The organism is Sanguibacter sp. Z1732, from assembly GCF_051020515.1.
In the GTDB taxonomy this organism is placed as follows: domain Bacteria; phylum Actinomycetota; class Actinomycetes; order Actinomycetales; family Beutenbergiaceae; genus CALKWS01.
Genome location: NZ_CP194857.1, coordinates 2,910,750 through 2,924,837 on the forward strand (window position 1 = coordinate 2,910,750; position 14,088 = coordinate 2,924,837).

14 protein-coding genes and 3 pseudogenes are annotated in these 14,088 nt (G+C 68.1%); 3 read left to right on the forward strand and 14 right to left on the reverse strand.

The genetic code is table 11. The annotated features are described in order from the left end of the window. Positions 1–12: 12 nt before the first annotated feature. The 3 genes from ACRRRO_RS15280 to ACRRRO_RS15290 are packed head-to-tail and all read left to right on the forward strand — an operon-like array spanning position 13 to position 3,779. On the forward strand, positions 13–783 hold the full coding sequence (locus ACRRRO_RS15280) for a carbohydrate ABC transporter permease (protein ID WP_434080527.1): 771 nt from the start codon (positions 13–15) through the stop codon (positions 781–783). After that, positions 780–2,975, forward strand: coding sequence for a beta-galactosidase trimerization domain-containing protein (locus ACRRRO_RS15285; RefSeq protein ID WP_424795832.1), 2,196 nt, complete (start codon positions 780–782; stop codon positions 2,973–2,975). Before ACRRRO_RS15280 ends, ACRRRO_RS15285 begins: the two co-directional genes overlap by 4 nt. Before the next feature lie 45 nt (positions 2,976–3,020). Next, positions 3,021–3,779: an SDR family oxidoreductase gene (locus ACRRRO_RS15290; protein ID WP_424795833.1), complete on the forward strand. Its 759-nt coding sequence runs from the start codon at positions 3,021–3,023 to the stop codon at positions 3,777–3,779. 18 nt (positions 3,780–3,797) lie between these two features. Here ACRRRO_RS15290 and ACRRRO_RS15295 read toward each other — a convergent pair whose 3' ends face one another. From ACRRRO_RS15295 to ACRRRO_RS15360, 14 genes and pseudogenes are all read right to left on the reverse strand, one after another. Further along, positions 3,798–4,010, reverse strand: a complete 213-nt coding sequence (locus ACRRRO_RS15295) for a DUF1801 domain-containing protein (protein WP_434080528.1) — start codon at positions 4,008–4,010, stop codon at positions 3,798–3,800. Positions 4,011–4,284: 274 nt separating this feature from the next. Then, positions 4,285–4,584 carry an SDR family NAD(P)-dependent oxidoreductase gene (locus ACRRRO_RS15300; protein WP_434080529.1) on the reverse strand — a complete coding sequence of 100 codons (300 nt, stop codon included), beginning with the start codon at positions 4,582–4,584 and terminating at the stop codon, positions 4,285–4,287. After that, complete coding sequence (locus ACRRRO_RS15305) at positions 4,568–5,023, reverse strand: SDR family NAD(P)-dependent oxidoreductase (protein WP_434080530.1); 456 nt, start codon at positions 5,021–5,023, stop codon at positions 4,568–4,570. Before ACRRRO_RS15305 ends, ACRRRO_RS15300 begins: the two co-directional genes overlap by 17 nt. A gap of 32 nt (positions 5,024–5,055) precedes the next feature. Further along, the gene (locus ACRRRO_RS15310; RefSeq protein WP_434080531.1) at positions 5,056–5,991 is read right to left on the reverse strand and encodes a mandelate racemase/muconate lactonizing enzyme family protein; all 936 of its coding nucleotides are present in this window, start codon (positions 5,989–5,991) and stop codon (positions 5,056–5,058) included. Between the two features lie 52 nt (positions 5,992–6,043). After that, positions 6,044–6,244 (reverse strand): annotated as a pseudogene (locus ACRRRO_RS15315) (hypothetical protein); the annotation flags it as partial. A gap of 11 nt (positions 6,245–6,255) precedes the next feature. After that, positions 6,256–6,681, reverse strand: coding sequence for a MaoC family dehydratase (locus ACRRRO_RS15320; protein ID WP_424795837.1), 426 nt, complete (start codon positions 6,679–6,681; stop codon positions 6,256–6,258). Then, entirely contained in the window at positions 6,674–7,783 is a 1,110-nt protein-coding gene (locus ACRRRO_RS15325; RefSeq protein ID WP_424795838.1) for an acyl-CoA dehydrogenase family protein, read from the reverse strand. The genes ACRRRO_RS15320 and ACRRRO_RS15325 overlap by 8 nt, the downstream gene beginning before the upstream one ends. A gap of 152 nt (positions 7,784–7,935) precedes the next feature. Next, positions 7,936–8,508, reverse strand: coding sequence for an enoyl-CoA hydratase/isomerase family protein (locus ACRRRO_RS15330; RefSeq protein ID WP_434081591.1), 573 nt, complete (start codon positions 8,506–8,508; stop codon positions 7,936–7,938). 40 nt (positions 8,509–8,548) lie between these two features. After that, a pseudogene (locus ACRRRO_RS15335) lies at positions 8,549–8,710 on the reverse strand (hypothetical protein); the annotation flags it as partial. A 1-nt stretch (position 8,711) separates the two neighbouring features. After that, a complete protein-coding gene (locus ACRRRO_RS15340) occupies positions 8,712–9,998 on the reverse strand; it encodes a TRAP transporter large permease (protein WP_424795840.1) in 1,287 nt (428 codons plus the stop codon). After that, on the reverse strand, positions 9,995–10,495 hold the full coding sequence (locus ACRRRO_RS15345) for a TRAP transporter small permease (protein ID WP_434080532.1): 501 nt from the start codon (positions 10,493–10,495) through the stop codon (positions 9,995–9,997). Before ACRRRO_RS15345 ends, ACRRRO_RS15340 begins: the two co-directional genes overlap by 4 nt. A gap of 67 nt (positions 10,496–10,562) precedes the next feature. Further along, positions 10,563–11,623 (reverse strand): annotated as a pseudogene (locus ACRRRO_RS15350) (TRAP transporter substrate-binding protein). A 115-nt stretch (positions 11,624–11,738) separates the two neighbouring features. After that, positions 11,739–13,319, reverse strand: a complete 1,581-nt coding sequence (locus ACRRRO_RS15355; protein ID WP_424795843.1) for an acyl CoA:acetate/3-ketoacid CoA transferase — start codon at positions 13,317–13,319, stop codon at positions 11,739–11,741. Beyond that, entirely contained in the window at positions 13,316–14,056 is a 741-nt protein-coding gene (locus ACRRRO_RS15360; protein WP_434080533.1) for an IclR family transcriptional regulator, read from the reverse strand. Before ACRRRO_RS15360 ends, ACRRRO_RS15355 begins: the two co-directional genes overlap by 4 nt. Positions 14,057–14,088: the final 32 nt, after the last annotated feature.

Here is a 14,088-nt window from a genome sequence, read left to right on the forward strand (position 1 = left end):
TTCGGGATCATCATGCTGTACCCGCTGGTCTGGATGGGCGTGAGCGCCTTCAAGCCCTCGCACCTCGTCCTCACCGACCCCAGCATCATCCCCACCGAGGTGACCCTGGAGAACTTCCGCCAGGGCTGGCACGTGGCCGGTTATCCGTTCCTGGTGTTCTTCGGCAACTCACTCGTGATCGCGGTGAGCTGCATCATCGGCAACCTGTTCGCCTGCTCGCTGACGGCCTACGCACTGGCCCGGCTGGACTTCCGGGCCCGGAAGATCTACTTCGCGATCGTGCTGGTCTCGGTGATGCTCCCGATGCACGCCACGATGATCCCGCAGTACATCGTGTTCTCCAACCTGGGCCTGGTGAACACCTTCGTGCCGCTGATCCTGCCCAAATTCCTGGCCACCGACGCCTTCTTCATCTTCTTGATGGTGCAGTTCATCCGCGGGATCCCGCGGGAGTTGGACCAAGCCGCCGCCATCGACGGAGCCGGGCCGTTCCGAACCTTCTGGTACGTCGTGTTCCCGTTGATGCGTCCGGCGCTGATCACCACCGCGATCTTCACCTTCATCTGGACCTGGAATGACTTCTTTGGTCAACTGATCTACCTGACCAGTGCCCCGGTCTACACCGTGCCGGTCGCACTGAACGCGCTGGTGGACTCCGAATCCGCCCAGGGAACCGGGACCCTGATGGCGATGTCCTTGCTCTCACTGGTCCCGATCCTGTGCTTCTTCGCCTTCGCGCAGAAATACCTGATCCGCGGCATCGCCACCACCGGCCTGAAGTGAACCCGACGCGAGCCGACCAGGTGCCGTGGTACGAACGGACGCTGCGGTGGGGCCAGACGAACCTGACCGAGATCGACCCGCAGCGCTACGACCACGCCTTCTGGGAGCGGCAGTGGGAGCGGACCGCGGTCCAGGGCCTGATCATCAACGCCGGTGGCATCGTGGCGTACTACCCCACCGAGGTTCCCTGGCACTACCGCACGCCGTTCCTGGGCGGGCGGGACCTGTTCGGCGAGATCGCGGAACGGGCGCGGGCGAAGGGCTTGTCCGTCGTGGCCCGGATGGACTGCAACCGGGCCGGGGAGGAGTTCTACGCCCAGGAGCCGGACTGGTTCTGTGTCGACGCCGGCGGTGAGCCCTACCGCGCCGGTGACCGGTACATCTCCTGCATCCACAGCCCGTACTACACGGACTACATCCCGCAGATCCTGACCGAGGTGGTGAAGGGGTACGCGCCCGATGGGTTCGCGGACAACAGCTGGAGCGGCCTGACCCGCAGCAGTATCTGCTACTGCCGGCACTGCCGGGAGGGCTTCGAGCAGCACGCCGGCCGCCCGCTGCCGGCCGCGCAGGACTGGGATGATCCGGCGTACCGGGCGTGGATCGAGTGGAACTACGATCGCCGGATCCTGATCTGGGACCACTTCAACGCCGTCACCACCGCCGCCGGTGGACCGCACTGCCGGTGGATCGGGATGAACAGCGCCCAGATGGCCGACCAGGCCGAGTGCTTCCGGGACCTGGGCAGGATCGCGCAGCGGACGCCGCTGGTGTTCATCGACCATCAACGGCGTCAGGAAGCCACCGGCTTCCAGGCCAATGCCCATACCGGCAAACTGGTCCACGAACTGCTCGGGTGGCGGGGACGCACCGCGGAGAGCATGGCGATGTACAACCACTACACCCCCTCGTTCCGGCGGGCCAGCGCACCGGAACCGGAGGCGCGGATGTGGGCGGTGGCCGGCATGGCCGGGGGCATCCTGCCCTGGTGGCACCACATCGGCGCCACGCACGAGGACCGACGCCAGTACGAGATCGCGCCGCTGCTGTGGTCCTGGCACCAGCGGGCCCAGCAGCACCTGGTGGACCGCGAGGCCGCGGCCAACGTCGGCATCCTGTGGTCCCAGCGCAGTTACGACTTCTACGGTCGCGGCGAGGGCCGGGTGCGAAGCCAGGCACCCTACGACGGCGTCCTGCACGGGCTGTTACGGGAACGGATCGACTACCGGGCGGTGCACGAAAGTCGCCTCGATCACGTCCTGACCGACCTGGACGTGCTGATCCTGCCCAACGTCGGGGCGCTGTCGGACGAGGACGCCGAACGGATCCGGCACTTCGTGCGCGGTGGTGGCGCCTTGGTCGCAACGGGTGAGACCAGCCTGTACGACGAGCACGGGGCGGTCCGTCGTGACTTCGCCCTGGCGGACCTGTTCGGTGTCCGCGCGCAGCACCGGCATCACGGTGCGGTCTCGCTGCCGGACGTCTCCTGGGAGGTCTCTCCGGCCCACACCTACCTGCAACTTGTCCGGGGTGATGACAAGGACGGTGGACATCCACTGCTCAGCGGGTTCGAGCAGACCGACCAGGTTCCCTTCGGCGGGCGGCTTGAGTGCGTCGAGCCCCGTGGCGCACGGGTGCTGGCCGCCTTCGTGGCCCCGTTCCCGGCGTATCCACCGGAGACGTCGTGGCAGCGCGATGCCGCGACCGACCTTCCCGCTGTGGTCACCCATCAGGTAGCGCAGGGGCGCGTGGTCTATTTCCCTGCGGACGTGGACCGGTTGTTCGGGCGCGGCCTGCAACCCGATCACGCCCGGCTGCTGGGCAATGCGATCCGGTGGGCCGGGCGGGGACGGCTCGCGGCGACCTACACCGGTGTCGGAACCGTGGATCTGCACCTGTACCGCCAGCATGATCGCTACATCGTGCACCTGGTCAACCTCAGCGGCGCGGGCGCCTGGCGGATGCCGATGCATGAGGACATCCCGATCGGACCGATCACAGTCGTGATCGACCATGCCGTGGCAGGAGATGGTGGCCGGCAGCCAACCGGATACACCGCCCGAACGCTGGTGGGCGGGGCCGACCTCCCTGTTCATCAGGACGGCACCCGCATCCACATCGACGTCCCGCGGGTGATCGACCACGAGGTTCTGGTGCTCAACCCGACCGCTCTCGCCGACGACGAGAAGTGAGTGGCGGCACAGGGTCACACCCGCCCACTGCGCAAGAATGTCCTCATGAGCACCAATCCCTTCAGCCTGTCCGGACGCACCGCGGTCGTGACCGGAGGTCGGCGCGGGATCGGTCAGGGCGCCACCCGGGCGCTCCTGGCCGCCGGCGCCGACGTCGTCGTCCTCGCCCGCCAGGACGTGCCCGCCGAGGATCGCGACTACGCCGCCTCGCTCCGGCGGAACCTGACCGAGCACCGGGTGGACCTGGGCGACCGGAGCGCCACCGAGCAGGTGGTGCAGGCCGTGCTGGACGAGCACCAGGTGGACATCCTGGTCAACAACGCCGGGGTCCAGGCCCGCCACTCCGCGGTCGACTTCCCGATGCAGGACTGGGAGCGGGTGATCGACATCAACCTGCGCGCGGTGTTCCAGTTGTGCCAGGACTTCGGGCGCCCGATGCTGCAGCGCGGTGAGGGCAAGATCATCAACATCGCCTCGCTGACCTCCTTCCAGGGCGGGCTGAACATCCCCGCCTACGCCGCCAGCAAGGGCGCGGTGGCGCAACTGACCAAGTCGCTGTGCAACGAGTGGGCCGGGCAAGGCGTGAACGTCAACGCGCTCGCACCGGGTTACATCGCCACCGACATCAACGCGGAGTTGCGCGACGACGAAGCCCGTTACGCCGAGTTGTCCGGGCGCATCCCCGCCGGGCGTTGGGGCACCCCGGCCGATATCGGCCACGCGGTGGTGTTCCTGGCCTCCCCAGGGGCCTCATACGTGCACGGTGAGGTGCTCGTCGTCGACGGTGGGTGGATGGCCCACTGAGCTCCGGGCGCCCGGGCCTTACATCTTCTCGCCGGGTAAGGCGCTGGCCTGCTCGATCCACGAGCGCAGTTGCGCCTCGTCCACGTCCTCGTCCTGGCCGATGTCGAGGTAGCGGACCTCCGGGTGCTTCGAGGCCTTCGGCGGCACCGGATCCAGTGAGGTGCCCTTGAGGAACTGCACCTGCACGTACCTGGTGTAGCACCGGAAGGAAGGAGAGGAAGTAGCCCTCATCCCCGCTGCCGTAGAACGGCTGGTTCCATTTCACCGCCTTCCGTACCTGCGGCACGGCCTCGCCGATCAGGTCATCGAGGCGGCGGCCGATCTGGTGCTTCCAGCCGGGCATGGCGCGGATGTAGTCCTGCACCGGTCCGTCGCCCTCGCCCTTGGGGATCTGCGGGTTTCCACCAGACAGGAGCCGCGGTCCGGTGTTGTCATCGTCAGACATGTCTCACCTCCGTGCCCCGGCCGTGCCCCTGGGCGGCACGACGCCGGTACGGCCCGGATGCTACGCCAGGTGAGCGCCGCCGTCGACGGGCACCACGGTGCCGGTGACGTAGTCCTGCCCCAGCAGCGCCAGGCAGGCCTGCGCCACGTCCTGCGGCGTACCGGTCCTGCCCAGCAGTGACCGGGCGGCCGCGCCCTCACGGGCCTGTGGCCACCGCGCGGTCCACCGGGTGTCGATGAAACCCGGTGCCACCGCGTTGACGCGCACGGTCGGCGCCAGTGCCTTGGCGAGCAACTTCGTGGTGTGGTTCAGGGAGGCCTTCATCGCCGCATAGGGAATGGAACTACCCCTGGGTTCCACCCCGGCGATCGAGGTGATGTTGATGATGCTGCCGCCACCCCTGCTGCTGCATCAGTGGCGCGCACTCCTGGACCATGTGCCACGCGCCGAGCACGTTGCCCTGCAGCATCGCCGTCCAGACTTCATCGGTGGCCGAGGCGAGGTCGTCGTGGGCGATCTGCCTTGTCACCCCGGCGTTGTTCACCAGGATGTCCACCCGGCCCCAGCGCTCGACCGCGGCCCGGGCCAGGTCGGCAGCCTCGCCGGGCACGGTGACGTCGGCGCGCAGGTAAGCGGCGTCGTCGTACTGCGTGGTGAGATCCGGGCCCTCCCAGTCGCTGGACCTGGAGTTGCACAGTACCCGGGCGCCCCGGTCCAGCAAGGCTCGCGCAATTGCGTAGCCGATCCCGGTGGTCGAGCCGGTCACGATCGCGGTCAGGCCGTCGAATTGGTGTGGCACGTGCTGCTCCGTTCTTCAGGCGGCGGACTGGCTCAGCGACTCACCGTGGCCGAGGCCGTGGTGTAGTGGCGGAGCACATCCTCGTCGATCTGCACACCCAGCCCCGGACCTTGCGGCACCGCGACCGAGCCGTCGGTGAGGGGGAACCCCTCGGTGAGCAGGTCATCGCGAAGGGCGTTGGGGCTGCGGTCGTACTCGATCACCGGGGCGTTCTCCAGCGGAACCGGGGCGTAGGTGTGCGGCGTCGCAGGGATGACGGCGAGGGCATGGGTGGCAGCGGCCAGCGCCACTCCCGAACCCCACACGTGCGGCACGGTGAGCACCCCGAAACTGCTCGCCAGCGCGAGCACCTTGGTGAACTCGCTGAACCCGCCCATGGCGCAGATATCGGGTTGGATGATGTCCACGCACCCGTGCGTGAGCAGGCTGCGGAAGCCGTACCGGGTGAACTCCGCCTCCCCGCCGGCGATCGGGACGTCCACGGCATCGCGCACCCGGCGGTAGCCGTCCCGGTCCTCGGGGACCACGGGCTCCTCGAACCACAACACCCCCTGGTCCTCCAGTGCCCGGCCCATCCGGATGGCGGTGGCGGCGTTGTAGGCGTGGTTGGCATCCACGAGCAGAGCGATCTCGGTGCCGATGCTCTCGCGCACCACCGCCACCCGCTGGGCATCCAGGGCCACCGGCAACAGACCGATCTTGACCTTCAGCGCGTTGAACCCACTGCCCACGTAGGTCTGGGCCTGCTCGCGCAGTTCGGCGATCGCGGCGGCCTGGTCGGCGTAGCGGTCGCTGTAGTACCCGCCGGTGGCGTAGGCACCGACCCTGTCCCGGTGCGCCCCTCCCAGCAGTGCGTGCACCGGTCGGTCCAGCGACTTGCCCCAGACGTCCCACAGGGCGATGTCCAGTGCGCTGATCGCCTCGATGTAGGTGCCCTTGCGACCGAAGTCGCGGCTGAAGGCGTACAAACTCCTCCCACAGGCGCACCGGCTGGTCGGCCCGGCGCCCGATCAGCAGCGGACCGAGCACGTGCTCGATGGCGGCGGCCACCGGTTCGGCCGGGCCGTACTGTCCGCCCTCACCCCACCCCACCAGGCCATCGGTGGTCACCACCCGCACCAGCAGGCTCTTGCGCTCACCGAAAGCGGCCTGGGAGGAGTAGAACCGCTGCTCGCCCAGCGGCACGCGCAGGATATGGGTCGAGATCTCGGCGATATCCATAACCGGCTCCCTCAGTCCCGGTAGCAGTACAGGACGTGCACGGCCACCATGCACAACCGGCCGTCCTCGGTGCTGGCCCGGACCTGGCAGTAGGCGGTCTGCTTCTCGGGGTTCACCGACTCCACCTCGTACTGGACCCGCACGGTCTGGCCCAGGAACACCGGCGCGAGGAAGCGGACCTTGTCATACCCGTAGGACAGCGCCGTCAGCCCGTGGTCGGCGCACAGTTTCGACGCCGCGGTCGAGGCCAGCGACAACGTCAGCGCCCCGTGCGCCACGCGCTGGCCCTCGGGGCGGGCCCGCATGTACTCGGCGTCGATGTGCTGCGGGGCGAAGTCGCCGGTGAGGCCGGCGAAGAGCGTCACATCGGTCTCCCCGACGGTCTTGCGGAACTCCGCCCGTGCCCCCACCGGGGGGAGCCAGGTGCGCTCAGACATGGGTGAACTCCTTCACTGCCCGGCGGCCGAGCATCGTCTCGTGGATCTCGCTGGTGCCATCGAAGATCTGCATGACCTTGGCGTCGTTGTGCAGTTGCCATACCTGGGCGTCCTGGGCCAGGCCCGCGGCGCCGAAGATCTGCATCGCCTCGTCGGTGTGCCGGCGGGCGGCGTCGGAGGCGAACAGCTTCGCCATCGAGATCAGGTCCCGGTCGCCTCCGGGCTGGTCGGCGAACGAGGCCACCGCGGCCAGGGTGAGCTCGCGGGCGGCCCGGTAGTCGGTCCACATCCGGCCCAGTTTGATCTGGATGCTCGGCAGCGCACTGAGCGGTTTGCCGAACGCCTCGCGCGAGCCGGCGCGCCCGGTGCCCAGTTCCAGCGCGCGGTACATGAGCCCGCAGGAGTAGGAGGCTGCCTCGATGCGGGCCAGGTTCAACCCGTCCATCATCCCCGCAAAGCCGTCACAGGTGAGCAGGTTCTGGGCCGGAACGACGACGTCGGTGAACTCCAGGGTGCCGTTGGGCATGCCCAGCACGCCGGACAGCGCCGGTCCGGGTGCGCCGGTTGCGCCGGGGGAGTCCATCTCCACCACGAGGGCGATCGTGTCGGCGTCGCGCCCGTCATGGCCCTCCTTGGCCAGCACGATCACGTAGTCCGAGACCGGGGCAAGGCCGATCCAGCTCTTGGACCCGTTCAGGACGTACTCATCCCCGCGGCGCACCGCCACGGTGCGCATGGCCCGCACGTCGGTGCCCGCATGCGGTTCGGTCATGGCGAACCCGCCGAAGGCTTCCGCCCGCTTGGTTGCCTCCAGGTACTTCCGGCGCACCCGGGGCTGGGCGTACTTGGCGAGCAGGTAGGCGTGCAGCCGGGCCACGCTGGTGGCCACGGCCAGGCCCGGCATCACCCGGGCCAGGCGTTCGCTGGTCTCGTGCACGAGCAGCCCGCGGTCGAGGTTGAGCTCCTCGCCGTCGAACAGCAGCGACTGCAGGCCGAGGTCGGCCAGCTCGTGCAAGGCTCCGGGGAAGAAGTCGGTGCCGTAGCACGGCAGCCGCTCGGCGCACCAGGTCTCTAGCCGGGCGAGAAGTTGTGCCTCATCCATGGGTTCTCCTTCCGGGACGTTCCCGGCGCATCCTCGCCAGGGTTCCCCGCGGTCATATCGGCCTCGCGGCCGGATCGGCTCCCCGGATTTGCCCCCCGCCTCGGGCGGGGGAGTTCCTGCGGTCCCTCCGGGGACAGGGCCCGCACGGGGTGTCAGAAGTCGGCCGTGGCCGCCCCGAAGTAGTCGGTGCCCAGTAACGCCGCCACGTATCCGGTCTCGGCGGCGGCGTGTACGCCGGCTGGATCCTCCCGGGCGTTCAGCAGCGTCTTGGCGTGCCCCACGGCGGCCGCACTGGTCCGCTCCAGCAGCCCGATCAGTTCGGCGACCCGGGCGCCCAGGGCGGCCTCGTCGTCGTGCACGCTGCTGACCAGGCCCAGCCGCGCGGCCGCATCGGCTCCGATCAACTCCCCGGTCAGGACCAGTTCCCTGGCCTTGGCCGGACCGACGGCCTCGGCCAACCGCCATGTTCCGCCCCAACCGGGGAGCACCCCCACCTTGACCTCCGGAAGGCCCAGGCGGGCGCCGGCCACCGCCACCCGGATGTCGCAGGCCAGGGCCAGTTCCAGCCCGCCGCCCAACGCCACCCCGTTGATCGCGGCGATCACCGGCACCGGCAGGGCACGCAACCGGGCAAAGAGGCGATGCCCGCCCATGTTGTCCGCGTGGAACTGCGTGCCACCGGCGGACTTGACCTGTTTCAGGTCCGCCCCCCGCGCTGAACGCACGCGAGCCGGCCCCGGTGATCACCAGCGCGCGTATCGGCTCATCGCCGGTAGCGCCCTCGGTGACCTGATCCAGCACCCGGTCCAACCCGTGCAGGATCTCCCGGTTCAGGGCGTTGAGTTTGCCCTCCCGGTCCAGGCGCACCCGCACCGCGGAGCCGTCACGTTCGGTCTGCACCAGTGGCGTTCCGGAGTCGATCACCACATCACGTCCCGATCAGGTTCGGCAGGAACAGGACGATCTGGGGGAAGGCCACGCACAGCACCAGAACCAGGACCATGACGAAGAAGAACGGCATCATGGGTCTGACCGCGGAGAGCACGGGTATCTTCCCGATCGAGGAGGCCACCAGCAGACACAGGCCCACCGGTGGGGTGATCAGGCCCAGGGCCAGGGTCATCACCGCCACGATCCCGTAGTGCACCGGATCGATCCCGGCCAGCACCACGGCCGGCCCCAGCACCGGAATCATGATCGCCATGGCCGGGAGGGCGTCCATGAACAGTCCGATCGCGAACAGGATCAGCACGATCACACCCAGCAGCGCCCACCCGGGTACCGCATCGACGAGCCCCTGGAAGAGCCGCGGGATCCGGTAGAGGGTCAGCACGTAGGCAAGCATGGTCGCCGCGGCCAGGGCGAACAGGGCCACGGAGGTAAGTTTGGCCGCCGAGACCAGCACCCGGCCGAGTTCGCGCAGGCTGACGGTGCGGTAGACCACCAGAGCCAGGAACAGCGAGTAGACCACCGCCAGTAGCGCCGCCTCGGTGGCGGTCACGAATCCCAGGCGGAACCCGCCCAGCACGATCACGATGATGCCCAGGGCGGGCACCGCCTGCAGGAACGTGCGCCCGGCCTCACGGGCCTTGAACGAGGACTCCCGGGGGTAGTTCTTCCGGCGGGCCACGATGTAGGCGGCGATCATCATGCCCACACCCATCATCAGCCCTGGCACGATCCCGGCCACGAACAACGCCCCGATCGAGGTGTTGGTCAGCGATCCCCAGACGATCAGTTGGATGCTGGGAGGGATCACCGAACTGATCACGGCCGAGGCAGCAGTGATACCGACGGTGAAACCGGCCGGATAGCCCCGCTTGATCATCTGCGGGATCAGCACCGAACCGGTTCCGGCCACATCGGCGGTGGAGGACCCGGACATACCGGAGAACCCGATCGAGGCACCGACGTTGACGATGCCCAGACCACCGCGGATCCAGCCCACCGTCGCCCGGGCGAAGTCGATGAGTTTCTCGGTGATCCCCGAGGCGGTCATGATCGCCGCGGCGAAGATGAAGAACGGGACCGCCAACAGGATGAAGGAGTCCAGCCCCGCATACATCCGCTGCACCATCAACTCGGTGCTGAGCTGGGGATGCAGCAGCAGGAACGGCGCGCACGCCAGCAACAGCCCGAATGCCACCGGCACCCGCAGCGCGCTGGCCAGCAGGAAGATGGTGAGGATGATGATCATGACGGCCATCGCACTCATCGCACCTCACCCCCCTTGGTTCCCTCGTTCGGGTGCGTGGTCTCGCTCGTGATCGGCTCGATCAGGGCTCCCTCGTCGAGCCGAAGACCGCCCTTGTCCGGCCGGCGCATGCCTTCCCACCAGACCTCGATGGAGAACAGCATCATGAGGATCGAGGAGACCATCGGGGCGGTGAAGGTATACACCAGCGACATCCCCGAGGTAGTGGAGGTCCGCCCCGTGCCGGTCTCGACGAAGGACACGCTCCCGATGAACAACACCACCGCGATCACGGTGACCAGGGCCAGGCCCAGCGTGATGATGACACGCTGGGCCCGGTCCCCGATGCTCTTGGGGATCAGGTCGATCAGGAAGTGCTCCGAGGTGCGTACCCCCACCGCTGCGCCGAGGAAGACCAACCAGATGAGGCACATCCGGGCGATCTCCTCGGTCCACAGCGCGCGGGTGAGGAAGGGCAGGTACCTGCCCAGGATCTGGTACGCGACGACGGCGACCATCCCGCCAGCGCAAAGGCGCTGAGGGCGACCGCGACCTTGTAGAGCGCGTCGGTGAGACGCCGAAGCATCAGCCCTCCGAACGCAGCGCGATGATCTGCTCGAGGGTGTCCACCGCGTCCCACTGCTCGGCGTAGTCGTACCAGACGTCCTCGACGGCGTCCTGGACACCCGAGGTGTCCACGTCGATGACCTCCACGCCATCACGCGAGGCGAGGTCGTCGAGCATCTCACCATCGACCTCGGACTCGAGGTTGCGCTCGAATTCGCCGGCCTCCTCGGCGGCCTCGATCACCAGCGCGGACAGTTCCTCACCGAGGTTGTCCAGGGTCATCTGGGAGATCAGCAGCGGACGGATGGTCACCTCGTGGTTGGTCCGCAGGATGTAGGGGGCCACCTCGTAGAACTTCTGGGAGTCGATGAAGACCGCCTCGTTGTCCGCGCCCTCGACGACGCCCTGCTGCAGTGCGTTGTAGAGCTCGTTGTAGGCCACCACGGTGGGTCCAGGCCGATCGCGGCGAAGGAGTCGGTCAGCACGGCCGAGGGCTGCACGCGAAGCAGCCGGCCCTCGATGTCGTCGAGGGACTCGGCGGGCTCGGTGAAGAACAGCTGCCGGAAACTACCGCCGAAGTAGGTCAGCGGTCGGGTTCCGGTGGTCTCGGCCAGGTTCTCGGCCAGTCCGGCGGCGATGTCTCCCTCGATGACGGCGTCGCGCTGTTCCTGGGAGTTGATCAGGAACGGCACCGACAGGATGGACATCTCCGGTGCGAACTCACCGATCGAACCGGGGGCGATGATGCCCACGTCGATGGTGCCGGACTGCATGCCCTGGAACATCTCGGTCTCGTTGCCCAGTGCCGCGTTCGGGTGGGTCTCCACCACTACACGGCCCTCGGTCTTCTCCTCCACCAGTTCGGCGAACCGGTTCAGGCCCTCGTCGAAGGGGGTATCGACGGCCAGTTGGTGCCCGGCGGTCAGGACGAACTCGGCCTCGGCGCCACCGCCGCCTCGGTTTCCGTTGGTGTCACCGGTGCCGTTGTCGTCGCCGTTGTCGCCGTTGCATCCGGCCAGTACGAGCGCGGCTGCGGCCGCGGTCGCGACCAGTGCGCGGCGGGTCATGGACTTGGTCATGGGAGTGAACCTCTCTTGAGTGAGTCTTCTGTGGGGTGCGTTGTGCGTGGATTGGTGCTGGGTTGCTGCTGGGTTGGTGCTGTCTGGATGGGTCAGAGGATAAGCACGGAAGGGCCTACTGGAAGAACGTGGAGTTCATCAGGGTTACGTCGCGGACCACCGGGGTGAAGTCCATCCGGTCCAGGACGTCGGCCTGCAGATCGATCCCGGGAGCGATCTCGATCAGTTCCAGACCCTCGTCGCCGAGGGTGAACACGGCGCGTTCGGTGACATAGAGAACCTCCTGGCCCAACTCGCGGGCCCGGGATGCGCTGAAGGTGATCTGGGCGACCTCCTCAACGAACTTGTGTACCTGACCTTCGGTCGTGACACGCAACTGGCCGTGGCCGATCTCGAACCTGGCGCCGAGGGCGGTGAAGGAACCGCAGAAAACCACCCGCCTGGTGCCCTGGGTGATGTTGATGAAGCCGCCGGCCCCGGAGATCGCTCCCTTGGGGCGGGAGGAGTTGACGTTGCCGTACTGGTCCACCTCGGCCACACCGAGGAAGGCGATGTCCAACCCGCCGCCGTCGAAGTAGTCGAACTGGTAGGCCGCGTCCATGCTGACCGCGGGGTTGTAGACTGCGCCGAACTCCACGCCCCCGGCAGGGGTTCCGCCGATGTGGCCGTGTTCGACCGCGAACGCCAATTTCTTGGTCAGGCCGCGTTCGGACGCGATCTGGGCGATCCCGTCGGGCATCCCGACGCCGAGGTTGACCACCGAGTGGGGGGTGAGTTCCTCGGCGGCACGTTCGGCCACCACCCGTCGCGGCCCCTTCGGCAGCCCCGGCAGGCTGGTGGCCGGAGCGCGCACCGCACCGGTGAAGGCCGGCTGGTAGTACTGCCGGGAGGTCTGGGGCTGATCCGGGGCGAGCACCACGCCGTCCACCAGCGCACCGGGAACCTTCACGGCGTGGGGGTGCATGGCGTAGGCCTCGGTGAGGTACTTCACCTGGGCGTAGACCTTGCCGCCATTGGCCTTGACGGCCTGGGCCGCGGAGAAGGCCTCCAGCATCGAGGCTTCCTCGGTGAAGGAGAGGTTTCCCAACTCGTCGGCGCAGGTGGCCCGCAGCAGCGCGACGTCCATTTGTGGCGACGGGTAGAACAGGTACTCCTGGCCCGCCAGTTCCACCAGTTCCACGATCTGCTCGGTGGTCACCGCGTTCAGCCGGCCGCCCTCGACCCGCGGGTCCACGAAGGTGCGCAGACCCACGCCGGTGACCAGGCCGGGGCGCTTCCCGCCGGTCTCGCGCAGTAACTGGGCGATCACTCCCTGCGGCAGGTTGTAGGCCTCGATCACGTCGCGCTGGGCGAGGTCGGCCATCTTGGGCGCCATGCCCCAGTGCCCACCGACCACGCGCTTGACCAGGCCCTCGTGGGCCAGGTGGTTCAGTCCGGTGCTCTCCCGGTCACCGATACCGGAGCAGTGCCAGATGGTCAGGGACGTCGGAGCGGCCTCGGTGGTGAAGCGTTCCTCGAGCGCGGCCAACAGCCGGCCCGGTTCCTGCAGGCCTCCGCCGGAACCGCCCACGAAGACGGTGGAACCGGCCGGGATGCGTGCGGCGACCTCGGCCGCGGCCAGCACCGGCTTGGGACTCCACTGGCCCTTGGGGTGGGCGACGTCGGAGGAAGCGGGAATGGATGGGGCAAGACTCATCGGGGACTCACTCCTGTGGTACGTAACAGTTCCCGGCTGCGGTGAAGGGCGGCCAGGAACCCGCGCCGCCGCTCCGCGTCGGCGCGTTGGGTCGGCGCGGAGACGCAGATTGCGTAGTAGCCATCGGGATCGTTCTGCATCGGGACGGGAATCCCGACCGACGTCACGCCGGCCTCGTTCTCCTCGTTCGCCTCGGTGTACCCCCGCTGCAGGCTCCGATCGATCTCTGCGGCCAGGTCCGCCACATTGGTGATCGTGCTCGGGGTGAAACTACACAGTTCCAGGCTCACGATCAGATCGTTGCGCTGCGGCAACGGCAAGGCGGTGAGCAAGGACTTGCCGATCGCGGTGCAGTGCAGCGGACCACGCTGACCCACGCTGCCCTTGATGCCGAGCATGCCGGGTCCGTGGATCACGTCCAGGTAGATGAACTCCTTGCCGATCAAGGTGCCCAGGATCACGGTCTCGCCGACGCTGTCGGCCAGGTCGGTGAGGATGGCGTGCATGTCGCTCAGCCCACTGGAGGCGTGCACCGCTTCCACGGCCAGGAACATCTGCGGTCCGAGCCGGTAGGTGGCCGAGGGGGAACGGGTGACCCAATCGGTGGCGACCAGGGTCGTCAGCATCCGGTGGGTGGTGCTCACCGGCAGGTTCTGGGCGCGAGCGATGGCGCTGACCCCCTGCCCGTGCGGATGCTGCATCAGGTGCTGCAGAACGCGCAGCCCCTTCGCCAGCATGCTGGTTTCCATGGTGTGGAAAGCCCTCCCGG